Here is a 21395-nt window from a genome sequence, read left to right on the forward strand (position 1 = left end):
CCCCGAGGTCGCTTGTCGTCACCTGTCCCGAGGCGTGGCGTCAGGTTTCGGCGCGGGTCAGCCGGCCGACTTCTCCCAGTCGATAGTGGAGAGTCCAGCCTCGGTCAGCGCCTGGTTGGCGGCGCTGAACGGGCGGCTGCCGAGGAAGCCACGCGGATTCATCGGGCTCGGGTGGCCGGCCTCCAGCACCACGTGCGCCGGGTTGGTGATCAGGTCGCTCTTCTTGCGGGCATAGCCGCCCCAGAGCATGAACACGATGCGGTTGGACTGGGCGTCCAACGCCCGGATCGTCGCATCGGTGAACTCCTCCCAGCCCTTGTTGGCGTGCGAGCCGGGCTTGGCCTCACGGACCGTCAGCACCGCGTTGAGCAGCAACACACCCTGGGCGGCCCAACCGTCGAGGTTGCCGTTGCGCGGTTTCGGGGCCCCGACGTCCTCGCCCAACTCCTTGAAGACGTTGCGCAGCGACGGCGGAACCGCCACCCCGTCGCGGACGCTGAAGCTCAACCCGTGTGCCTGACCGGCCTTGTGGTAGGGATCCTGCCCGAGGATCAGCACCCGGCAGTCCTGCGGCGCACAGAGCCGGTACGCCGAGAACAGGTCCTCCTGCGGTGGGTAGACCGTCTGGGTGGCGTACTCGCCGGCGACGAAGTCACCGAGCGCGGCCGTACGGGCCGGGTCCAGGTGCGGGGTCAGGACCGCCCGCCACTCCGTCGGCAGCATTGCCAGCAGGTCGAGGGTCGGGGCGTCGTGGGGCATGGGCAACCTTTCCACCAGTGAGGGGCGATGCACCCAGACAACAACGGGTACGGACGCACTGTAGGCAACGGGTACGACAGCGGTCAGTTCGGGACGGGGTCAGTTCAGGACGGGTTCCAGTCCGGGGCGGACTTCGTTTCCAGGACCGGTTTCAGTCCAGGGCGGCGAGTCGCTGTGCCCAGTCTCCGCCCACCGGCACCAGCCCGACCTCCCGGGTGTCGTCGTCGTGCCGGTCGATGACGACCCGCAGGTGGGCGTCGCCGAGCTGCTCGACCAGGCCCTCACCCCACTCGACCACGGTGACCGACTCGTCCATCGAGGCATCCAGGTCGAGATCGTCGATCTCGGCCCGGGGGTTGGTGGCGTCCCCGAGGCGGTAGGCGTCGGCGTGCACCAGCGACACCTGACCGCCCCGGGCCGGATCCGGCCGGTGCACCCGGGCGATCACGAAGGTGGGTGAGGTGATGTCGCCGAGCACCCCGAGGCCGGCACCTATGCCCTGGGTCAGGGCGGTCTTGCCGGCACCGAGCGGTCCGGTGAGCACCAGCAGGTCCCCGGCCCGCAGCAACTGCCCGAGCCGGTGTCCGAACGCCCGGGTGTCCGCCACCGTCGGAAGCTTCACGACGACGCTCATCGGGTCAGCCCCGCCAGGAAGTCCACCAACGCCACGTTGACCTCGTCGGCGTGTTCGAGCATCACCACGTGCCCGCTGTCGGGCACCTTGACGAATTCGGCCTCGGGCAGCCGGCGCAGTATCTCTTCAGAGTGGGTGACCGGAGTGATCATGTCCTTTTCCCCGACGATGACCAGCGTGGGTGTGTCCCGCAGCGCGGCCAGGGCCGGGTAGCGGGCGTGCGTGTAGAGCGTACGCAGGTAGCGGGTCACCGTATCGGCCGAGGTACGCGAGTTCATCTCCTCCACGTAGGAGACCAGGGCGGGGCTGGGGCGTTCCGTGCCGAACCCGTAGCGGCGGGTGAGTAGCCAGGCCACGTTCGAGGAGGCCTTACGGGCCCGGTCGATCACGCTGCCGGTGAGCCGGGTCGTGTTCGTGACCACCGGCAGGAACGGCATTCCGACCCGACCGAAGATCGCCGGCAGGCCGAGCTTCGACTCCTCGATCCGGCCGCCCGAGGTGGCCATCAGCACCGTACCGACCACCCGGTCGTCGAACATCTCCGGATAACGCTCGGCGAACGCCATGATGGTCATGCCACCCATCGAATGCCCGACCAGCACCAACGGGCCGTCCGGCGTAACCCGGTCGATGACCGTCCGCAACGTCTCACCGAGCCGGGCGAGGTCGTACTCACCGGTCCTCAACCGGCCGGAGCGGCCGTGGCCCGGCTGGTCGTAGAAGACCATCCGGTGCTCCCCCAGTTCGGCCAACCCCTTGCGCTGGAAGTGGAACGTCCCCATGTCGAGGCAGAAGCCGTGTACGAAGACGATGGTCGGCCGACGCCCGCCCCTGGCGGTCGGCTCGACCACCTCCACGTGGATGTCGGTGCCGTCGGCCATCTCGATCTGGAACTCGTCGTCGCAGGGCTGCGGGCCGAAGGCCTCGTCGGCGTACCGGTCGGTGCCGGCGGCCTCGGCCTTGGAGCGTCGCACCAGGGCCCGTTCGGCGGCGACTCCCACCGCCGCACCCGCCGCCGCGACCCCGAGCACCGCACCGAAGATCCCGGCCACCTTGGCCACCCGGGAGTTCCTCGACCGTTCGACGGCTCCGGTCATCGGGACATCCCGTCGTAGACCCGGGCCACCCGTACGCCGCCGAACCGGGTGACGATCTCGTAGTTGATGGTGTCGGTCGCCTCGGCCCAGTCGTCGGCGGTCGGCTCACCGTTCACGCCACTGCCGAAGAGGATCGCCACGTCGCCGGCGGCCACCGGATCGTCGCCGCAGTCCACCACGATCTGGTCCATGCAGACCCGGCCAGCGACCGTACGGGCCCGGCCGGCAAGCTGCACCGGGCCCCGGTTGGAGGCGTGCCGGGGCACCCCGTCGGCGTAACCGAGTGGCACGACCGCAAGCGTGGTCTCCCGATCGGTGGTGTACGTATGCCCGTACGACACCCCGGTACCGGCGGGCACCCGCTTGACCTGGGTCACCCGGGCCTGGGCGGTCATCGCCGGGCGCAGCCCGTAACGCTGTCCCGGCACCGGTGACAGCCCGTAGCAGGCGATGCCGGGCCGGACCAGGTCGAAGTGGGTGTCCGGCCGGGTCAAAGTGGCCGCCGAGTTGGCCAGATGCCGGTAGCGGGGCCGGATGCCGAACCGTTCGGCCAGTTCCAGACCCTCGTGGAAGATCGCCAACTGGCGGTCGACGGTCGGGTGGCCGGGCGCGTCGGCGTAGGCGAAGTGGCTCCACACTCCGACCACCTCGGCCACCCCGTCGGCCTGCGCCTTTGCCGCGGCTTCGACCAGGGCGGGCCAGTCGTCCGGGGTCGCGCCCCCTCGGGCCAGCCCGGTATCGATCTTGAGGTGCACCCGGGCGGGTCGACCGACCTGCTGACCGGCGGAAACGATCTCAGCCAGTTGACCGGCGCCGGCCGCGCTCAGGTCGATCTCGGCCGCCACCCCTTCGTGCAGCGGCAGTCCCGGTGCCAGCAGCCAGGCCAGGACCGGCGCGGTGACGCCGGCCCGACGCAGGGTCAACGCCTCGTCCAGGGTGCAGACGCCGAGCCAACTCGCGCCAGCGTCCAGGGCGGCTCGGGCGGCGGGCAACATGCCGTGGCCGTACCCGTCGGCCTTCACCACCGCCATCAACTCAGCGCCGGTGCCAGCCCGCAACCGCGCCACATTCTCCCGGATCGCGTCAAGATCAACCCGCACCTCGGCCTGCCACATGACGTCAGCGTACTGACCTTCACCGGGCTCAGGCGGGCACCACCGCACGGAGCGCGTCGGCAACATCGGACGCGGTCACCGGCCCCCGCTCGGCCGCCTCCCGCCCGGCCAACCCGTGCAGGTACGCGGCGACCACCGCAGCCCGTTCCGCCGGCAACCCGGCCGCCAGCAGCGAGCCCAGCAGTCCGGCCCGCACGTCGCCGGTGCCGCCGGTGGCCAGCGCCGGTGTGCCGGTCGGGTTCACGAACGCCCGCCCGTCCGGGGCGGCGATCACCGTACGGTCGCCCTTGAGCAGGACCACCGCGTTCATCCAGGCAGCCAGTCGGAGCGCCGCGCCGACCCGGTCGCTGCCCGGCAACTCACCGGCCAGCCGGGCGAACTCCCGGTCGTGCGGCGTGATCACGATCGGGGCGTCCCGTTGGCGCAGCCGAGCCGCCGACGAACCATCGACCAGCAGGGTCAACGCGTCGGCGTCGAGCACCACCGGCACCGGTGCGGCCAGCACCGCCCGTAGCTCGTTCCGGGCCACCTCGTCGGTGCCCAGCCCGGAACCGCAGACCCAGGCCTGGACCCGGCCGGCCTCGGCCACCCGCTGGGTGGCGATCACGGACGGATGATGGTGCAGCACCTCGGCACGGGCACCACCGGCGTAGCGAACCAGCCCGGTCGGCCCGGCCAGCGCCCCACCCACCGACAGCACCGCCGCACCCGGGTACGTCGCCGAGCCGGTCGCGACGCCCACCACTCCCCGGCTGTACTTCTCCGAACTGGCCGCCAGTCTGGGCCACCAGTCGTCGACGTCCGCCCACTCGGTGACCTCCAGCGCGGGCGTCGCCCGCAGCCACGGGGTCAGCCCGATGTCGACCAACTCGACCTGCCCGGCCCGCTCGACCGCAGGTCCCACTGCCAACGCCGGCTTGAGACAGCCGAAGGTGACGGTCACGTCGGCCGTCACCGCGACCGGGGTCCCGTTGGACGATGCCGGCACGTCACCGGTGTCCACTTCGACACCGCTGGGGACGTCCACCGCGACCACCAGCGCGCGGCCCCCGGTGCGGGTACGCAGGCCGGCCAGCCCGGCCACCAACTGGGCGGCGGACTCCCTCAGGCCACCGGTTCCACCGATGCCGACGATGCCGTCGACGACGAGATCCGCCTGCGTCGGCAGGTCCTCGACGAGACGGCCACCGGCAGCCCGCAGTTCGGCGAGGCCACCCGGATGGATCCGCTCCGGGGCCAGCGGCAGCGCGCTGACCGCCGCCCCCCGACCGGCCAACAGCGCACCGGCGTAGAGGGCGTCGCCGCCGTTGTCCCCCGAGCCGACGAGCAGAAGTACCCGCGCGCCGTAGACGCCGCCCCGCTCGGACAGCAGCAGCGCACACCGGCGGGCAAGCCCGGTGGCCGCCCGCCGCATCAGCGTGTCCGGCGGCAGCGTCGCCAACATCGCCGTCTCCGCCGCCCGTACGTCGGTAGCCCGCCACACCGGCCTCATAGCGTCACCTCACCGCGCTCGCTCTTGTCCAGACTGCTCGGTCGACGTTGCGTTCGATCACGTTGTGGCCGTGGCGCTGGGTACCGGCCGTCCCGCTCCGGTCAGCTCTCCGCCACCACCATTGCCGAGGCGATGCCGCCGTCGTGCGACAACGACAGGTGCCACCGGTTGACGCCGCGTTCGGTCGCGGCGGCGGCAACGGTGCCGGACACGGTAAGCCATGGCCGGCCGTTCGGGTCGGCGACGATCTCACAGTCGTGCCAGCGCAGACCACTCGGCGCGCCGAGTGCCTTCGCCACCGCCTCCTTGGCCGCGAACCGGGCAGCCAGCGACTCCGGCGAACGGGGATGCCCCGAGCCGGTGAGCCGTTCCGCCTCGGTGAACAGGCGGTCGGCCAGCAGTGGAGTACGTTCCAGCGCTCGGGTGAACCGGTCCACCAGCACCACGTCGATGCCGACTGCCACGATCATCGCTTCACCCTAACCGTCACGACGACCGGATAGGTGAACGGCTTGTGGATCAGGAAGGGCCCCTTCCCACGCAACGAACGATGGAAAGCGGCCCTTCCCTACGTCACTCGACGGTGACGGACTTCGCCAGGTTGCGCGGCTGGTCCACGTCGTGGCCCCGGGCAGCGGCGATCTCGCAGGCGAACACCTGCAACGGAATGGTGGTCATCAACGGCGCCAGCAGGGTCGGGGTACGCGGCACGTAGATCACGTGATCGGCGTACGGCAGCACCGCCGTGTCGCCCTCCTCGGCGATCACGATGGTGCGGGCACCCCGGGCCCGTACCTCCTGGATGTTGGACACGATCTTGTCGTGCAACATCCCGCGACCGGCGGGCGAGGGCACCACGCAGACCACCGGCGTGCCCTGGTCGATCAGGGCGATCGGGCCGTGCTTGAGTTCACCTGCGGCGAAGCCCTCGGCATGCATGTACGCCAGTTCCTTGAGCTTCAGCGCCCCTTCCAGGGCGACCGGGTAGCCGACGTGCCGGCCGATGAAGAGTACGGTCGGCGCGGCCTTGAGGTCGCGGGCCAGTTGCCGGACCGGGTCGATGCCGGCCAGCAGTTCCCGGATCTTGTCCGGCACCTTGAGCAGCTGCTCGACGATCGCGCCGGCCTCGTCGGCGTACAGGTTGCCGCGCACCTGGGCCAGGTGCAGGCCGATCAGGTAGCAGGCGACGAGCTGGGTCAGGAACGCCTTGGTCGAGGCGACGGCGATCTCCGGACCGCCGTGGGTGTAGAGGACCGCGTCGGACTCCCGAGGGATGGTGGAGCCGTTGGTGTTGCAGATGGCCAACACCCGGGCCTTCTGCGCCTTGGCGTGGCGCAGCGCCATCAGGGTGTCCATCGTCTCGCCCGACTGGGAGATCGCCACGACCAGGGTGGACCGGTCCAGCACCGGGTCGCGGTAGCGGAACTCGCTGGCCAACTCGACCTCGCACGGGATCCGGGTCCAGTGCTCGATGGCGTACTTGGCCACCAGTCCGGAGTGGTACGCGGTGCCGCAGGCCACGATGAAGACCTTGTCGACGTCGCGCAGGTCCTGGTCGCTGAGGCGTACCTCGTCGAGCATGATCTCGCCGCTGTCGGTGAGCCGGCCGAGCAGGGTGTCGGCGATCGCCTGGGGCTGCTCGGCGATCTCCTTGAGCATGAAGTACTCGTGGCCCCCCTTCTCCGCAGCCGAGGAGTCCCAGTCGATGTGGAAGTCCTTGCCGGTGGCCGGCTGGCCGTCGAAGTCGGTGATCTCGATCGCGTCGCCGGTGATCAGCACCACCTGGTCCTGGCCCAGCTCGACCGCTTCCCGGGTGTGCTCGATGAACGCGGAGACGTCGCTGGCCAGGTAGTTCTCGCCCACGCCCCGGCCGACCACCAGCGGTGAGTTACGCCGGGCCCCGACCACCACACCGGGTAGTGCGGCATCCACGGCCAACAGGGTGAACGCGCCCTCCAAGCGCTGGCAGACCGACCGCATCGCCGCCGCCAGCAGTTGCGGTCCGTTCGCCTCCCCGGCGGTACGGAGCCTCGTCAGCTCGGCGGAGAGCAGGTGTGCCACACATTCGGTGTCGGTGTCGCTGGTGAACTGCACCCCGTCGGCTTCGAGTTCGGCCCGCAGCTTGGCGAAGTTCTCGATGATGCCGTTGTGGATGACGGCGACCCGCCCGTCCCGGGCAACGTGGGGGTGGGCGTTGCGGTCGGTGGGTCCGCCGTGGGTGGCCCACCGGGTGTGCCCGATGCCGGTCGTGCCGTCGCCGATCCCCATCGACGCCGTGCCCCCGTCCGACAGTCCGTCCGGGCCCGACCGCTCGGACAGTGCCTTCTCCAGGTTGGCGAGCTTGCCGGCGCGCTTCTCGGTCAGCAGTTCGTCTTCACAGACGACGGCCACTCCCGCCGAGTCGTAGCCCCGATACTCCAGCCGGCGCAATCCGTCCAGCACGATGCCCAACGCCGGCCGCGTGCCGGCGTAGCCCACGATTCCACACATAGCCGGAGCCTAACCTAGTTTCGCTCACCATGGGTGCTCGAAAGCCATAGAATCAATCAGCTGGTTTGCTTGATAGGGAGCTTCCGGGAACCAACCGGACCTAGCCCGCAGCCGGTCGACACCCGTCCGGAAGGGCATCCCGCGACATCACCAGGCCCACCAGGGTGCGGATCGCAAGCCGGGGTGCGCGTCATCGCAGCACGTCATTCACGAGGTCGGGGCAGGGTTCCACCAGGATGGGGCGATGGATCGAATTCTCGGTGAGGGGCACAGGGCCGATCACGCCCGTACGGACATTAACCCGGACCAACGGCGCACCCAGGTCGTTCCAGCCATGTTCGGTGGGTACCAGGATGTGTCGCGGGTCCTCCCACACCGGTCCGCCCGGAGCGGGGCCACCGGTCCGGCTGCCACCGGGCAGCTCCACCAGCCTGGGCGGCTCGGGGGCGGTGACATCGAACAGTGACAGCGCTGGCGGCGCGTACCGCCAGGTGTAGACGTGGGTGGCACCGGGCGCGAGGGCCGCCCCCGGCTTCACGGCCAACCGGTGTACGGCACCATCGGGCTGGACGAGCAGCAGTCCCGGTTCCCCGTCCGCGCCGAGCATGATGCCGGTGTACGGGTCGACCTGGAGCAGGTTGTACGGCATGGGCCGAGGGTCACCGCCCGGTAGCCAGCGGCACGTCCCACCACGTCCGTTGCGGAAGTAGACCGTGCCATCGTGTACCGCGATGACGGACAGGTGCGCCTCGTTCTCGTCCCACGGCATGGTCCGTCGAGCGCCGGTGGCGAGGTCGATCAGGTGCAGACGGCTCCGGGAACGCCGGCCGAGATGGGTCTCCACGGCCGCCAGCTGACTACCCGTCGGGTCGATGGCGGCCCTCCACCCCATGTTGGTGCCCAGCAGTTGGAACTCACCGTCGGGATGCACCAGGGCGATCTGGGTCGAGGTCATCAGTACGACCCCGTGCCGGCTCTGGACCGCCTGCCGGACCTGTGCACCCGGCCATCGGCCGAGCACCACCGGCCCGCCGTCACGCCACACCACCAGTTCGCCGCTGGCGGTCACCACGCCCGCCCGGGGCGGTACGTCTGATTGTCGTGGCACCTCTGGTTGCAGTGGTATGCCTGGTCGTGACGACGATCGCGGCTGGCCGGCGATCCCACTGTCGCCGGGTCGCACACTGCCCAGCCGTCGCCCCGGTCCAGTACGGTACGCGGCAGACGCGACGGTTCCCGTCCTGCCTGCCGGGGCCGGCTCGGCGACGACGGCTGACGCCGGGCGCAACATCGGCCCGGGACGAGCCGGTTGCTGGGATGCGGGTCGACGCGGGCATACGGTCAGTCGCATCGGCTGTCCCGGATCGTCGTGACCGGTGAACGGCTCCAGCAGCCCGACACTGACGGCATACCGGAGCACCTCGTCCACGGTGGTCGGTGAGGTGAGCAACCGGTCGGCGAGCCAGTCCACGGTGACGACCACCGAAGCCTCCTGCGCCCAGAGCAGCAGCAACACCAGGTCGGAGGCGGCGCGGCCGTACCGGCTGCGGTCGTCGCGGGCGTTGCTGTCATCGTCCACCGGCCGACGGCCACGTACGATCCACCTCGGCGGCTCGGGCTGGCCGTCGACCGGCCAGAACTGGAGGCGGTAGCTGTCTCCCTCGGTGGCGGGCCGGCGGGAGAACCGCACCCGGTAGATGCCCGGCTCTCCCAGCCGGAACTGGTCCCGCCCGCACCCACCGGCCACCATCGCCAGTCCGACCGTTCCGCCGGTGGCCATCGGTGTCTCCAACACCTCCACCCAGTCCGCCGTGTCCTGTTCCGGCGGGCTGTCGTGCACCTCCAGCCGAACCGCGTGGTACTGGTCCGTGGCTCGGCCGTCCAGCCAGCCGTCGCCGGCTCGGGCAACGGACCCGCACGGCGCGGCGTCCACCGCGTACTCCCCGAGCAACTCGCTCACCCGAACCCGCGCCGGCCCGTACGGCGTGGCGTCGCGCAGCAGGAACGTGCCGTACTCCGGCCAGTATTCGTGGTCCTCGAAACTGCGCAGCAGTGCCATCCGGCGCTCCACCCCGATGAACGACTTCACCTCATGAACGAAAAAGCGGGCACGACCCTATCGGCAGCGACCGACACGTTCCGTCGGGCCCGAGGTCGTCTACCGCCGCCGACAATGGCCGCGACATCGACATCGACATCGGCGTCGGCGTCGGCATCGGCATCGGCGTCGGCGTCGACCCGAACGACCGTTCGGCCCTAGGCTGACGGCGTGACGACACCCACCGACACCGATCCGCTGGTCCACCGGATGCGCCCGTTCGGCACGACGATCTTCGCCGAGATGTCGGCGCTGGCCGCCCGTACCGGCGCGGTCAACCTCGGACAGGGCTTTCCCGACACCGACGGCCCGGCCGAGATGCTGGCCGCCGCTGCGGAGGCGTTGCACTCCGGCCACAACCAGTACCCGCCCGGTCCGGGTATCCCTGCCCTGCGGCAGGCAGTCGCCGAACACCAGCGCCGATTCTGGGGGCTGGACTACGACCCGAACGGCGAGGTACTCGTCACCGCCGGTGCCACCGAGGCGATCGCAGCGGCGATCCTCGCCCTCTGCGAGCCGGGCGACGAGGTGATCTGCTTCGAGCCGTACTACGACTCGTACGCGGCCTCGATCGCCCTGGCCGGCGCGGTCCGCCGGCCGGTCACCCTGCACCCCACGGCCGCCGGCCGGTACGCCTTCGACCCGGCCGCCCTACGCGCCGCATTCGGTCCGCGTACCCGGCTGGTGCTGCTCAACTCGCCGCACAATCCGACCGGGAAGGTCTTCACCCGCGACGAGTTGACCCTGATCGCCGAGCTCTGCCAGGAACACGACGTGTACGCGGTCACCGACGAGGTCTACGAGCACCTCGTCTTCACCGATGCCGCCACCGCGCACGTTCCGTTGGCCACGTTGCCCGGGATGTGGGAGCGTACGTTGCGCATCTCGTCGGCGGGCAAGACCTTCTCCTGCACCGGCTGGAAGATCGGTTGGGCCAGTGGACCGGCGGCCCTGGTCTCCGCGGTGACCCGGGTCAAGCAGTTCCTCACCTTCGTCAACGGGGCACCGCTACAGCCGGCGGTGGCCGTGGCGCTGGCGCTGCCCGACGACTACTACAACGGGTTCCGCGCGGGCCTGCAGGCCCGACGGGACCAGCTCTCCGCCGGGCTGACCGCAGCCGGATTCGACGTACTGAACCCGGAGGGCACCTACTTCGTCACCGCCGACATCACCCGCCTCGGTGGCCGCGACGGGGTGGAGTTCTGCCGCTCGCTGCCCGAACGGTGTGGCGTCGTGGCCGTACCGACCCAGGTCTTCTACGACGACGTGACCGCCGGGCAACGCCTGGTGCGCTTCGCCTTCTGCAAGCGTCCGGAGGTGCTCGACGACGCGGTCGCCCGGCTGTCGACGATGCGACCGGTCGGATAGCCGCCCGTTTCCGCCCCGCCGATCGATCATCGACGCCGATAATATAGACAAAGTTCTACACTGGCGATCGAAACGACTCGTACGGGCGGAATAACCACGGGGGTGTCCGGATATGACAGTCGGCGAAACGAGCACTGCCAGCACGGTCAGGGAATCCCAGCTCAGCGGTTTCATCCGGCTGGCCCGGCTGAAATTCCTGCTCTACAACGTGCTCCCGGTGGGGCTCGGCGTGGCGGTGACCGTACACATGGGTCATCCGCTGGATCTCAAGTGGTACGTCGTCGCTCAGGTCTTCGCCTGGGTCGTCCACGTGATGACCCACTACTGCAACGAGTACTTCGACCTGGAGGCCGATCGGGCGAACGTCTACCACACACCGTGGACCGGCGGCAGTCGAGCGCTGGTGGACGGGTTGGTCGCACCGATGGTCTCGCTGGGTACGGCCTTCCTCCTCTGGGCCGGCGGCATGCTGCTGGTGGCGGCGATGCCGACCACCTCGGCCCGCGTACTGGGGGCCGTCACCCTGGCGCTGGCCTGGTTCTACACCGCACCACCGCTGCGCTTCAACTACCGGGGCCTGGGCGAACTCACGGTGGCGGCCATCCTCAACGGCCTGTGGCCGGTGGTCGCCGCACTCCTCCAGACGGACACGTTGCCACTGATGCTGTTGGCGATCCTGGCACCGACCGCGCTACTCCAGGTCGCCCGAATGATGATCATGAACTTGGGCGACCGGGTCTCCGACGAGTCCGTCGGCAAACGCACCATCCCCGTCATCATCGGCTACTCCCGGGCGATCACGATGATCATCGCCGCACAGGTGGTCGCGTACCTGATGCTCACCCTGTTCGCCGTGGTCGGCTGGGTGCCGTGGCTGGTGTGGGCGCCGATGGCTGCCACCGCTGCCCTGTCGGTCTGGCTGGTCCGTCAACTCCGCCGGGGCGCGATGCGCGACGTCATCCCGGAACGGATGACCCCGGTGGTTTTCTGGGCCTCCAACCATGTCTCCCTGATCGTGTGCGCCGCGATGGCCGGCGTCATCGCCGACAGCCTGGTACGCGGCCACGGCGGCACGGCACCCCTCATCCTGGCCGCAGTCCTGGCTGCGTACGGGCTGCTGTTCGGACACCGGCTCTGGCTGGCCAGCCGACGCTGAGCCACCCGCCGGAAGCCTCCCGCTTGACGACACGCGTCGGCGGGAGGCACAGGCGCTCCCGCGGGCACGGCCGATCGGGCTGGACGTCAGACAGTGCCGCCGCCAGCACCGGCCGCATCACGACCTGACATGAATCAAAGGTACGGCCCAGGCTCCACCGGTAGCTACTCAGCACGGGGGTCGACGGGTGTAACCGACCCTAGGCCGTGGGCGGGCTCGCGAGGCGTACCTCACCGGCGATCCGCTCTGCCACGGTCTGGGCGATCTCCACGGTCGCCGCCTCGACCATGACCCGGACCAGCGGTTCCGTGCCGGACGGGCGCAACAGCACCCGACCGGTCGTCCCCAACTCGGCCTCCGCCTGCTCGGTGGCGGCCAGCACCCCCGACGCGCCCGCGCCGACCGTACGGTCCCCGACCGGCACGTTGATCAGGACCTGGGGCAGCTTCGTCACCACGGCGGCCAGTTCCGCCAACGACTTCCCGGTCGCCGCCATCCGCGACATCAGGTGCAGACCGGTCAACACACCGTCGCCGGTGGTGGCGTACTCCGGCATCACGATGTGCCCGCTCTGCTCACCGCCGAGCGCCAGCCCGGAGGCCCGCAACTCCTCCAGCACGTACCGGTCACCGACCTTGGTCTCGACCAGCCGGATGCCCGCCTCGGACATGGCGATCCGCAGCCCGAGGTTGCTCATCACGGTGGCCACCAGGGTGTTCCCGGTCAGGGAACCGGCCTCCCGCATGGCCAGGGCGAGGATCGCCAGGATCTGGTCGCCGTCGACCTCGTCACCGGCGGCGGTCACCGCCACGCAGCGGTCCGCGTCACCGTCGTGAGCGATCCCGAGATGTGCCCCGTGCTCGACGACAGCGGCCCGGAGCGCGTCGATGTGGTTCGACCCACAGTCGTCGTTGATGTTGAGCCCGTCCGGCTCGGCGTGGATGGAGATCACCTCGGCGCCGGCCTCCTGGTAGGCGACCGGCGCCACCTCGGATGCCGCGCCGTTGGCGCAGTCGACGACGACCTTGAGCCCGTCGAGCCGGTGCGGCACGGTGCTCACGAGGTGCTGCACGTAGTGGTCGGCGCCATCGAGCAGATCATGCACCCGACCGACCCCGGCACCGGTGGGCCGATGCCAGGTGGCCGCGCTGTTGGCCTCGATCGCCGCCTCGATCTCCAACTCCACGTCGTCCGGCAGCTTGTGCCCGCCAGCGGCGAAGAGCTTGATCCCGTTGTCCGGCATCGGGTTGTGCGAGGCGGAGAGCATCACGCCGAGGTCGGCCTTGACCTCACCCACCAGGTAGGCAACCGCCGGGGTGGGCAGCACACCGACCCGCAGCACGTTCGCGCCGGCGCTGGCCAGACCGGCCACCACGGCTGATTCGAGCATCTCGCCGCTGGCCCGGGTGTCCCGGCCGACCACGGCCAACGGGGGGTGGCTGCGATCGGACTCGGCGAGTGTATGAGCCGCCGCCACGGCGACGGCCATAGCCAACTCGGGGGTCAGGTCCGCGTTTGCACGCCCCCGTACGCCATCAGTACCGAACAACCGACCCATGCGCGAAATACCTCCGGGAAAGCACGCCGATGGAGAAAGCGAAAACGGCCGGGACCGCCACCGCTTGAGGGGGAGGCGGACCCGGCCGTCTTTCAGACGTACAAGGTGTAGCTGATGATCAGCGCTTCGAGTACTGCGGGGCCTTACGGGCCTTCTTGAGACCGTACTTCTTGCTTTCCTTGACCCGGGCGTCCCGGGTGAGGAAGCCGGCCTTCTTGAGCGCCGGACGGTCGTCGCCGTCGTTGACGCAGAGGGCGCGGGCGATCGCCAGCCGCAGCGCACCGGCCTGGCCGGTGATGCCGCCGCCACGCAGGTTGGCGATGACGTCGAAGGTCTCGGCCTTCTCAGCGGTCACCAGCGGGTCCTTGATCAGCTGCTGGTGCACCTTGCTGGGGAAGTAGGCCTCCAGCTCACGGCCGTTGCAGGTGATCTTGCCGCTGCCGGGGACGATCCGGACCCGGACGATGGCCTCCTTGCGGCGGCCGACGGTCTGGATCGGGCGGTCGTTACGCGGGGCCCGCGGGGTGGGGGCGTCCGCGGCGGCCGGGTACTCGTCGAGGGCGATCGCAGTGGTCTCGGTCATGCTGCTTCCTTCGTCCGCGCTCACTGCGCGATCTGCTTGATCTCGAACGGCACCGGCTGCTGCGCGCCGTGCGGGTGCTCGGCGCCAGCGTAGACCTTCAGCTTCTTGATCAGCTTACGGCCGAGCTTGTTGTGGGGGAGCATGCCCTTGACGGCCAGCTCGATCGCCCGCTCCGGGCGCTTGGTCAGCAGCTCGTCGTAGCCGACCTGCTTCAGACCACCCGGGTATCCGGAGTGGCGGTAGGCGATCTTGGTCTGCCGCTTGTTGCCGGTCAGCGCAACCTTGCCCGCGTTCACGATGACAACGAAGTCACCAGTGTCGACGTGCGGCGCGAAAGTCGGCTTGTGCTTACCACGCAGCAACGTGGCAGCGTGGGTGGCCAGGCGGCCCAGCACGACATCAGAGGCGTCGATAACGTGCCACTGACGCTCGATCTCACCCGGCTTCGGGCTGTACGTACGCACAGGTCTAACCTTGTCTCGTCGGCGGTCTGGGGTCGGGCGCCGATCATAGGGGCGCACGAACGACCAAGCGTACCTGGTAGGGCACGCCGTCGGCTGTAGCACAACAGCAGGCAACGATACTCGCTTGCCAGTCACGGGGTCAAAACGGGGGGTCGGTCAACAGCCGACCGAAACGATCAAGAGATGACGATCGTCACGGCCGGTTCGGCCCCACGGCCGACCGCTCGGAGCGTACCCTGTCCGATTTCCGGCCGGCGAGCGCCCACCGGACAAGCTCCAACGCCACCCCGGCGGTGACCGCGATCCCGACCGCGATGGCCGGCACCCGCGCACCCACCAGATGCAACTGGAAGAAGTCCTGGAGGAACGGAACGGTCAGCACCGTTGCGAAGGCCAGCCCCATCGACGCCACCAGCAGGATCCGCCACCAGGTGTACGGGCGGGCGATGATCGCCACCGCCCAGAGCCCGACCAGGAACAGGGTGAGCGTGGCGACCGAGGTCTCGGCGGCCAGGTCGTCGACGTAGACCCCCCGGGCGACGAGGTACGAACTGATGGTCGCGACCGCCGCCACCACCCCGGCGGGTACGGCGAACCACAGCACCCGGCCGACGAAGCCGGACCGGGCCCGCTCGGTGTTCGGTGCCAGCGCCAGGAAGAACGCCGGGATGCCGATGGTCAGTGACGAGATCAGGGTGAGATGGCGGGGCAGGAACGGATAGGGCACCTGGCTGACCACAACGATGATCGCCAACAGCACCGAATAGACGGTCTTGGTGAGGAACAGGTTGGCGACCCGCTCGATGTTGCCGATCACCCGACGCCCCTCGGCCACCACGGCGGGCAGCGCGGAGAAGTTGTTGTCCAGCAGCACGATCTGTGCCACGGCCCGACTGGCCGGGCTGCCCGAACCCATGGCCACCCCGATGTCGGCATCCTTCAACGCGAGTACGTCGTTGACCCCGTCCCCGGTCATCGCCACCGTGTGTCCCCGCGCCTGTAGGGCGGCCACCAGTTCCCGTTTCTGCTGTGGTCCCACCCGACCGAAGACGGTGTTCCCCTCGGCCGCCTCGGCCAACTCAGCCGGTTCGGTGGGTAGTTCCCGGGCGTCGACCGGATGGTCGGCACCGGGCAGGCCTAGGCCACGGGCGACCGCACCCACCGATCGGGCGTTGTCGCCGGAGATCACCTTCACCGCGATCCCCTGGTCGGCGAAGTAGCGCAACGTGTCCGGGGCATCGTCGCGGAGCCGCTGGGCCAGCACCACCAACGCCACCGGGACGGCAACCTGTTCCTGGCGTACCAGCAGCAGCACCCGCAGCCCCCGGGCACCGAACCCGTCGGCCTCGGCCAGCACCGGGTGCCCGGCGGGCAGCAGTACGTCCGGGGCCCCCAGCCGCCAGACCGCGCTCTCCCCGTCCGGGTCCGTGAGGACGGCCCCGCTCCACTTGCGGGCGGAGGAGAACGGCATCCGCTCCCGGCTGGCCCAGCCCGCCGGCTCGGGATAGGCGTCGATGATGGCCGAGAGACTCGGGTTGGGCCGTTCGTCAGCCGCACCGAGCGCACCGAGCACCGCCGGCACCGGCACGTCCGGGTCGAGACAGCGGACCTCGGCCACCCGCATCGCGGCATCGGTCAACGTACCGGTCTTGTCCAGGCACACGACGCTGACCCGGGCCAGGCCCTCGATCGCCGGCAGTTCCTGTACCAGGCAGCGACGCTGACCGAGCCGGATCACCCCGACCGCGAAGGCCATCGAGGTCAGCAGGACCAGCCCCTCGGGCACCATCGGGACCAGACCGGCGACCATCCGCCGGACCGCCTCCGGCAGATCGTCCCGGTTGACCAGCCATTGGCTGGCGATCAGGGCGAATCCGGCCGGGATGATCAACCAGGTGACGAACCGCAGGATGGTGTCGAGGCCGGTACGCAGCTGCGAGTTGACCAGCGTGAAGCGGCTGGCTTCCTCGGCCAGCCGGGCAGCGTACGCGGCCCGACCGACCCGGGTGGCGGTGAAGGCACCGGTACCGGCCACCACGAAGCTTCCGGAGAGCACCTGGTCACCCGGCTTCTTGAGTACCGGGTCCGCCTCTCCGGTGAGCAGGGATTCGTCCACTTCCAGTTGGTCGGCCTCGGTGACCAGCCCGTCGACCACGATCTGGTCGCCCGGGCCGAGTTCGATCAGGTCGTCGAGCACGATCTCCGCGGCGGCCACCTCCGCGGCCAGCCCATCCCGCCGTACCACCGGGCGGGCCGCGCCCACGATCGCCAACCGGTCCAGGGTCCGTTTGGCCCGCAACTCCTGCACCACACCGATCAGGGTGTTGGCGATGATCACACCGCCGAAGAGCGCATCCTGGATCGGCGCCACCACGAGAATGACCACGAAGAGCACGCCCATGATGGCGTTGATCCGGGTGAACAGATTCGCCCGGACGATCTCCGACACGCTCCGTCCAGAGCGGACCGGCACGTCGTTGATCTGCCCGGCGGCGACCCGCTCGGCCACCTCCGCCGTACTGAGGCCGGCTCGCATTTTCAGCATGTGGATGAGGCTACGAAATGCCCTAGCCGCCCCGCTGCTCCCGATCGTCCTAGATCACCCCTGATTTTCGTCAGGGCTGCCCGCACCCGTGCTCAGGGTCGGTGCACCCCTGCGAACAGCGGTCCAGCGGGACCGGATCAGAGGTTCTGGATGATCCGCAGAGCCCGGGACACCCGGAACATGACGTCCGAGTCGGCCACGTCGACACACTCCGTGAACCACTTCTTCATCGGCGAGGAGAGCCGGTCGGGCATCACCACGAACGCACCCATCGGCACGGCGAGTGGGGAGTCCCGGAGGAGCTCCTCCTCGACGACCTCCGCGACGATCACGATCGGTACGTCGGTGCTGTTGTAGACGTCGGAACTGACTACCAGGCCGAGCCGCTCCCGGGCGCCTTCGATGCGCCAGATCTCGCCTCTACGCAGCACGCGCCCCGCCGAACATGGCGTCGTCGACCATCTCCCCCTCGCGTTCGTCGGCGAGCGCGGTGGCCTCCAGGTCGAACCCGGCGCTGCGGATCGCGGCGGCGTGGGCGGTGAAGACCTCACGCAGCGCCTTCTCCTGCGCGGCCTGGTTGATCCAGGCGGACAGCGACATGCCGTCCCGCTTGGCGAAGCGTCTGGCTTCCTCGATCGTGTCTTCCGAGAACGACAGGGTCACCTTGGCAGCCATGCCGGCCAGCCTACTCCTGGTATGACCCGTGGTCATCCCTCGATTCCTTCGGCGGTTCCCGGGAAAGCCAGCTTCCGCTCCCCCGACACACTGGGCAGCCGGCGGGGCTGTAGCAGGCCCGAAACACGCGGGACGCGACCGGGAAACCGTCTCCCAGCATGCTTGCGGACATGGCAGACAGTACGGGTGCCAGCCTGCGGAACCGGGCCATGTCGGTCGAGGTGCGCCCCCGGTCGGAACGCATCCTCGTCTGCCACCCGCTCGTCTGCCACCCGCTCGTCTGCCACCCGCTCGTCTGCCGCACGCTCGTCTGCCACCCGCTCACCTGCCAGCCGCCGGACCGGTTCGCCGATGTCCGGTGAACTCACCGGTTTCACCATCGGAATACCCGCCGACCGGGGACGCGACGAACTCGCCGCTCTGCTGGAACACCGAGGGGCCCGGGTGGTGGTCGCCCCGGCGCTGCGGATAGCGCCGCTGCTGGACGACACCCGGTTACGGGCGGCCACCCTGGCCTGCCTGAAGCGTCCACCCGACGTCCTGGTGGCCAGTACCGGGCTCGGAGTACGCGGTTGGCTGACGGCCGCCGAGGGCTGGGGGCTGGCCGGCCAACTGCGCTCTGCCCTCTCCCGGGCCTACATCGTGACCTGCGGCGCCCCGGCCGACGTCGCCGTACGGGCCACCGGGCTGGCAACCGGACGGATGCCAGCGACGCAGAGTTGCGACGAGGCGGTCGAACACCTCCGGAACCGGGGCGTGGCGGACCAGGTGGTCGCCGTACTACTGCACGGTGAACGACGTCCGGAATGCACCGCCATTTTGGAGACGGCCGGTGCGGAGCAGGTGATCGAGGTGTCGGTCTACCGGTGGGCTCCGGCGACCGACCCGGCCCCGCTGTCCCGCCTGGTCGACCTGGTGACCGGTCGGCTGGTGGACGCGGTCACGTTCACCTCCGCCCCTGCGGTCGACGCGCTCCTACAGGCCGCCGGCCCGCGGGTCGACGCGATGCTGGCAGCCCTGCGCAGGGACGTACTGGCGGCCGGGGTCGGGCCGGTCACCGCCGCACCGCTACGCCGGCACCAGGTGCCGGTGCTGGTGCCGGACCGGGCCCGGCTCGACGCGCTGGCGCGTACCCTCGCCGACGAACTCCCCACCCGTTCGGTCAGTGTCCGGGTCGCCGGTCACCAGCTGACCCTGCGCGGGCACGCCGCCGTCATCGACGGGGAGTTGCGCCCGCTGGCCCCCGCACCGATGGCGGTGCTCCGGGCCCTGGCCGGTACGCCCGGTCGGGTGCTGTCCCGGGCGGCGCTGCTACGTACCCTGCCGCGCGGTGCCGATGGACACGCCGTCGAGATGGCGGTCGCCCGGATCCGGGCCGGACTGCGTGCGCCCGGGGTCGTACAGACCGTGGTCAAACGCGGCTACCGGCTTGCCGTCGACTGAGGCGCACCGTTGCCCCGGGCGCGCCGTCCGACCGGGGCCTGTCGTCGACCGACGCGTTCGGTGGCCTGAACGGGCCGCGCCGGCCGTCCGACGAGGAGTCGGCCGACCGGCGCGGGCCTGGCAGTGTACGGGCGATCAGCCGACCGGGGTCGGGAAGCCCCGGCCGTGCTGCGCCTGCAGGGTGGCCATCGCGTGCTGCACCACGTTCACCAGCACCTGCTTGACCGACTCCCGATGCCGGGCATCGGTCAGGACGAGCGGGACGTGCGGCGCGATGGCCAGCGCCTCGCGCACCTCCTCCGCCTCGTACTGCGGCGCGCCGTCGAAGCGGTTCAGCGCCACGACGTACGGCAGGTTGCGGTTCTCGAAGTAGTCCAGCGGCGCGAAGGCGTCGGTGATCCGTCGCGTGTCGACCAGCACCGCAGCGCCCACCGCACCCCGGATGATCTCGTCCCACATGAACCAGAACCGGGTCTGCCCGGGGGTACCGAACAGATAGAGGATCAGGTCCTGGGCCATGGTGATCCGGCCGAAGTCCATGGCGACTGTGGTGGTCTGCTTGCCCGGCACCTTCGACGGATCGTCGATGCCGACACCTGCGGCGGTCATCACCGCCTCGGTGGTCAGCGGCGTGATCTCCGAGACGGCGCCGACCAGCGTCGTCTTGCCCACGCCGAACCCACCCGCAACAACAATCTTCGCGGAGGTGATCCCTCCGGTGCGGCGCGACCCGGCTGGGTCATAGCCTGCGAAGTCCACTTAGCACCCTCTCAAGCAGTTCCATCCGCTCCTCGTACGCCTCAGCGGGAGCGGCACTGTGCAGCGTCAGCAGGCTGTCGGCCACCATGTCGGCGACCAGCACCCGGGCGACTCCCAGCGGAAGCCGGGTGTATGCGGCGATCTCCGCCAGCGATTGCGCCCGGCCCTCGCAGACCGTGGCGATGCGGTGCTTGTCATGCCCGGCGAACCGGGACTCGTTTACCGCAGCCGGGCTCGCCGTGAGCACCGCCTCGATGGCGATGTCCTGACGAGGTTCGGTACGGCCACGGGTGACCGCATACGGTCGGACCAGCGCGCCACGCGGATCTTCACGACGTCTGTCCATGTACGGGCACCTCCTTCCGGTCGAATCGCGGCGTCACCAGCGTCAATCCAGGTTCAGCCCGTACTAGGGACGTACCACGGCTTCCCGGGGCAGCGGCACGAGGGCGGCGCCGACCCGTTCCACCAGCAGGGCCATCTCGTAGCCCACCTGCCCGACGTCACAGCTGCGGGCAGCCAGCACGGCCATGGAGGAGCCGTCGCTGATGGACATCAGGAACAGATAACCGCTGTCCATCTCGATCACGGTCTGTAGCACCCCGCCGGCACTGAACATCCGGGAGGCACCATCGGTGAGGCTCACCACGCCCGACGTGATCGCCGCCAACTGGTCGGCCCGGTCCTGCGGCAGGTCACGTGAGGAGGCAAGGAGCAGACCGTCAGCCGAAACCGCCACCACATGCGCGATTCCCGCCACACTGTCGGCGAAGTTGGTGAGCAGCCAACTCATGTCCTGCATCGCCGCTGGCCTGTTCATTCGCTCGTCTCCTTGGTTGAGTTGGTGCCGTTCGGGTCGCCGATGGCCGAGCGCCCACGCTGGACGCCACGGTGGTAGGCCGACAAGAGACCGCGCACCTGATCGGGCGTCCGTCGGGTGCGCTCCCGCTTGTCCTGCGGAGCGACCCCACCGGGCACCAACTGTGCTTGGGGAACCCGCTTGGGCAGACCGGAGCGGGTGGTGCCGGCCGCAGCCGGGTCAGCGGCCTGCGTGGCCCGGGCCCAGCCTTCGTCGGCTGCCGTCTGCCACACGTTCTCGCCCGACGCGGGGCGTTGCGGTGCCGGCTGGCTGACCGGGCTCGCCACCGGGCCGGCGGTC

Annotated in this window: 21 protein-coding genes and 1 pseudogene; 4 read left to right on the forward strand and 18 right to left on the reverse strand. The window is 69.9% G+C overall.

The features are described from left to right. Nucleotides 1-57: 57 nt before the first annotated feature. From ung to ACFQ4H_RS25760, 8 genes are all read right to left on the reverse strand, one after another. Nucleotides 58-759 (reverse strand): uracil-DNA glycosylase, encoded by a 702-nt coding sequence (gene ung, locus ACFQ4H_RS25725; protein ID WP_377575218.1) that lies wholly within the window; start codon nt 757-759, stop codon nt 58-60. Nucleotides 760-910: 151 nt separating this feature from the next. After that, the gene (tsaE, locus tag ACFQ4H_RS25730) at nt 911-1393 is read right to left on the reverse strand and encodes a tRNA (adenosine(37)-N6)-threonylcarbamoyltransferase complex ATPase subunit type 1 TsaE (RefSeq protein ID WP_377575221.1); all 483 of its coding nucleotides are present in this window, start codon (nt 1391-1393) and stop codon (nt 911-913) included. After that, nucleotides 1390-2490 carry an alpha/beta fold hydrolase gene (locus tag ACFQ4H_RS25735; protein ID WP_377575224.1) on the reverse strand — a complete coding sequence of 367 codons (1101 nt, stop codon included), beginning with the start codon at nt 2488-2490 and terminating at the stop codon, nt 1390-1392. The genes tsaE and ACFQ4H_RS25735 overlap by 4 nt, the downstream gene beginning before the upstream one ends. Then, nucleotides 2487-3605, reverse strand: a complete 1119-nt coding sequence (alr, locus tag ACFQ4H_RS25740; protein WP_377575226.1) for an alanine racemase — start codon at nt 3603-3605, stop codon at nt 2487-2489. The genes ACFQ4H_RS25735 and alr overlap by 4 nt, the downstream gene beginning before the upstream one ends. Before the next feature lie 28 nt (nt 3606-3633). Then, on the reverse strand, nt 3634-5097 hold the full coding sequence (locus ACFQ4H_RS25745; protein ID WP_377575228.1) for an NAD(P)H-hydrate dehydratase: 1464 nt from the start codon (nt 5095-5097) through the stop codon (nt 3634-3636). Nucleotides 5098-5198: 101 nt separating this feature from the next. Then, a complete protein-coding gene (locus ACFQ4H_RS25750; RefSeq protein ID WP_377575231.1) occupies nt 5199-5567 on the reverse strand; it encodes a holo-ACP synthase in 369 nt (122 codons plus the stop codon). 103 nt (nt 5568-5670) lie between these two features. After that, nucleotides 5671-7587, reverse strand: coding sequence for a glutamine--fructose-6-phosphate transaminase (isomerizing) (glmS, locus tag ACFQ4H_RS25755; protein ID WP_377575234.1), 1917 nt, complete (start codon nt 7585-7587; stop codon nt 5671-5673). A 190-nt stretch (nt 7588-7777) separates the two neighbouring features. Beyond that, on the reverse strand, nt 7778-9676 hold the full coding sequence (locus tag ACFQ4H_RS25760) for a hypothetical protein (RefSeq protein WP_377575237.1): 1899 nt from the start codon (nt 9674-9676) through the stop codon (nt 7778-7780). Nucleotides 9677-9856: 180 nt separating this feature from the next. Here ACFQ4H_RS25760 and ACFQ4H_RS25765 point away from each other — a divergent pair, with 180 nt between their 5' ends. Continuing rightward, a complete protein-coding gene (locus ACFQ4H_RS25765; RefSeq protein WP_377575240.1) occupies nt 9857-11053 on the forward strand; it encodes a pyridoxal phosphate-dependent aminotransferase in 1197 nt (398 codons plus the stop codon). Between the two features lie 112 nt (nt 11054-11165). After that, nucleotides 11166-12209 (forward strand): prenyltransferase, encoded by a 1044-nt coding sequence (locus tag ACFQ4H_RS25770; protein WP_377575242.1) that lies wholly within the window; start codon nt 11166-11168, stop codon nt 12207-12209. Between the two features lie 199 nt (nt 12210-12408). Here the strand turns inward: ACFQ4H_RS25770 and glmM are convergent, their stop codons facing one another. The 6 genes from glmM to ACFQ4H_RS25800 form a co-directional block, all read right to left on the reverse strand. Then, nucleotides 12409-13767, reverse strand: coding sequence for a phosphoglucosamine mutase (gene glmM / locus ACFQ4H_RS25775; RefSeq protein ID WP_377575245.1), 1359 nt, complete (start codon nt 13765-13767; stop codon nt 12409-12411). A 118-nt stretch (nt 13768-13885) separates the two neighbouring features. Next, nucleotides 13886-14350 (reverse strand): 30S ribosomal protein S9, encoded by a 465-nt coding sequence (gene rpsI, locus ACFQ4H_RS25780; protein WP_377575247.1) that lies wholly within the window; start codon nt 14348-14350, stop codon nt 13886-13888. 20 nt (nt 14351-14370) lie between these two features. Then, nucleotides 14371-14814, reverse strand: a complete 444-nt coding sequence (gene rplM / locus ACFQ4H_RS25785; protein ID WP_377575249.1) for a 50S ribosomal protein L13 — start codon at nt 14812-14814, stop codon at nt 14371-14373. Between the two features lie 193 nt (nt 14815-15007). Continuing rightward, on the reverse strand, nt 15008-17359 hold the full coding sequence (locus ACFQ4H_RS25790) for an HAD-IC family P-type ATPase (RefSeq protein WP_377575251.1): 2352 nt from the start codon (nt 17357-17359) through the stop codon (nt 15008-15010). 137 nt (nt 17360-17496) lie between these two features. Further along, nucleotides 17497-17790: a hypothetical protein gene (locus ACFQ4H_RS25795; RefSeq protein WP_377575254.1), complete on the reverse strand. Its 294-nt coding sequence runs from the start codon at nt 17788-17790 to the stop codon at nt 17497-17499. Continuing rightward, nucleotides 17780-18034, reverse strand: coding sequence for a DUF6364 family protein (locus ACFQ4H_RS25800; protein WP_377575256.1), 255 nt, complete (start codon nt 18032-18034; stop codon nt 17780-17782). Before ACFQ4H_RS25800 ends, ACFQ4H_RS25795 begins: the two co-directional genes overlap by 11 nt. A 170-nt stretch (nt 18035-18204) precedes the next feature. Between ACFQ4H_RS25800 and ACFQ4H_RS25805 the strand changes: the two genes are divergently transcribed. Together ACFQ4H_RS25805 and ACFQ4H_RS25810 are read left to right on the forward strand one after the other, a co-directional pair. Then, nucleotides 18205-18396 (forward strand): hypothetical protein, encoded by a 192-nt coding sequence (locus ACFQ4H_RS25805; RefSeq protein WP_377575259.1) that lies wholly within the window; start codon nt 18205-18207, stop codon nt 18394-18396. Next, nucleotides 18386-19477, forward strand: a complete 1092-nt coding sequence (locus ACFQ4H_RS25810) for a uroporphyrinogen-III synthase (RefSeq protein WP_377575262.1) — start codon at nt 18386-18388, stop codon at nt 19475-19477. The genes ACFQ4H_RS25805 and ACFQ4H_RS25810 overlap by 11 nt, the downstream gene beginning before the upstream one ends. A 135-nt stretch (nt 19478-19612) precedes the next feature. On the opposite strand, the gene ACFQ4H_RS25815 is transcribed toward ACFQ4H_RS25810, so the two are convergent. From ACFQ4H_RS25815 to ACFQ4H_RS25830, 4 genes and pseudogenes are all read right to left on the reverse strand, one after another. Further along, a complete protein-coding gene (locus tag ACFQ4H_RS25815) occupies nt 19613-20236 on the reverse strand; it encodes a GTP-binding protein (RefSeq protein WP_377575265.1) in 624 nt (207 codons plus the stop codon). Then, on the reverse strand, nt 20217-20582 hold the full coding sequence (locus ACFQ4H_RS25820; protein WP_377575268.1) for a DUF742 domain-containing protein: 366 nt from the start codon (nt 20580-20582) through the stop codon (nt 20217-20219). The genes ACFQ4H_RS25815 and ACFQ4H_RS25820 overlap by 20 nt, the downstream gene beginning before the upstream one ends. 63 nt (nt 20583-20645) lie before the next feature. After that, a complete protein-coding gene (locus tag ACFQ4H_RS25825; protein WP_377575270.1) occupies nt 20646-21056 on the reverse strand; it encodes a roadblock/LC7 domain-containing protein in 411 nt (136 codons plus the stop codon). Then, nucleotides 21053-21395: pseudogene (locus ACFQ4H_RS25830) on the reverse strand (ATPase); the annotation flags it as partial. The gene ACFQ4H_RS25825 and the pseudogene ACFQ4H_RS25830, both read right to left, overlap by 4 nt.

Source organism: Micromonospora sonneratiae, assembly GCF_042679305.1.
GTDB lineage: Bacteria > Actinomycetota > Actinomycetes > Mycobacteriales > Micromonosporaceae > Micromonospora_H > Micromonospora_H sonneratiae.

Bases quoted from the DNA above. Each gene is read 5' to 3' on its own strand.
- glmM (WP_377575245.1), bottom strand. From the start codon at position 13,767: ATGGGTCGGTTGTTCGGTACTGATGGCGTACGGGGGCGTGCAAACGCG.
- glmS (WP_377575234.1), bottom strand. From the start codon at position 7,587: ATGTGTGGAATCGTGGGCTACGCCGGCACGCGGCCGGCGTTGGGCATC.
- ACFQ4H_RS25745 (WP_377575228.1), bottom strand. From the start codon at position 5,097: ATGAGGCCGGTGTGGCGGGCTACCGACGTACGGGCGGCGGAGACGGCG.
- alr (WP_377575226.1), bottom strand. From the start codon at position 3,605: ATGTGGCAGGCCGAGGTGCGGGTTGATCTTGACGCGATCCGGGAGAAT.
- tsaE (WP_377575221.1), bottom strand. From the start codon at position 1,393: ATGAGCGTCGTCGTGAAGCTTCCGACGGTGGCGGACACCCGGGCGTTC.
- ACFQ4H_RS25805 (WP_377575259.1), top strand. From the start codon at position 18,205: ATGGCAGACAGTACGGGTGCCAGCCTGCGGAACCGGGCCATGTCGGTC.
- rpsI (WP_377575247.1), bottom strand. From the start codon at position 14,350: ATGACCGAGACCACTGCGATCGCCCTCGACGAGTACCCGGCCGCCGCG.
- ACFQ4H_RS25810 (WP_377575262.1), top strand. From the start codon at position 18,386: ATGTCCGGTGAACTCACCGGTTTCACCATCGGAATACCCGCCGACCGG.
- ACFQ4H_RS25750 (WP_377575231.1), bottom strand. From the start codon at position 5,567: ATGATCGTGGCAGTCGGCATCGACGTGGTGCTGGTGGACCGGTTCACC.
- ACFQ4H_RS25820 (WP_377575268.1), bottom strand. From the start codon at position 20,582: ATGGACAGACGTCGTGAAGATCCGCGTGGCGCGCTGGTCCGACCGTAT.
- ACFQ4H_RS25800 (WP_377575256.1), bottom strand. From the start codon at position 18,034: ATGGCTGCCAAGGTGACCCTGTCGTTCTCGGAAGACACGATCGAGGAA.
- ACFQ4H_RS25770 (WP_377575242.1), top strand. From the start codon at position 11,166: ATGACAGTCGGCGAAACGAGCACTGCCAGCACGGTCAGGGAATCCCAG.
- ung (WP_377575218.1), bottom strand. From the start codon at position 759: ATGCCCCACGACGCCCCGACCCTCGACCTGCTGGCAATGCTGCCGACG.
- ACFQ4H_RS25735 (WP_377575224.1), bottom strand. From the start codon at position 2,490: ATGACCGGAGCCGTCGAACGGTCGAGGAACTCCCGGGTGGCCAAGGTG.
- ACFQ4H_RS25825 (WP_377575270.1), bottom strand. From the start codon at position 21,056: ATGAACAGGCCAGCGGCGATGCAGGACATGAGTTGGCTGCTCACCAAC.
- ACFQ4H_RS25790 (WP_377575251.1), bottom strand. From the start codon at position 17,359: ATGCTGAAAATGCGAGCCGGCCTCAGTACGGCGGAGGTGGCCGAGCGG.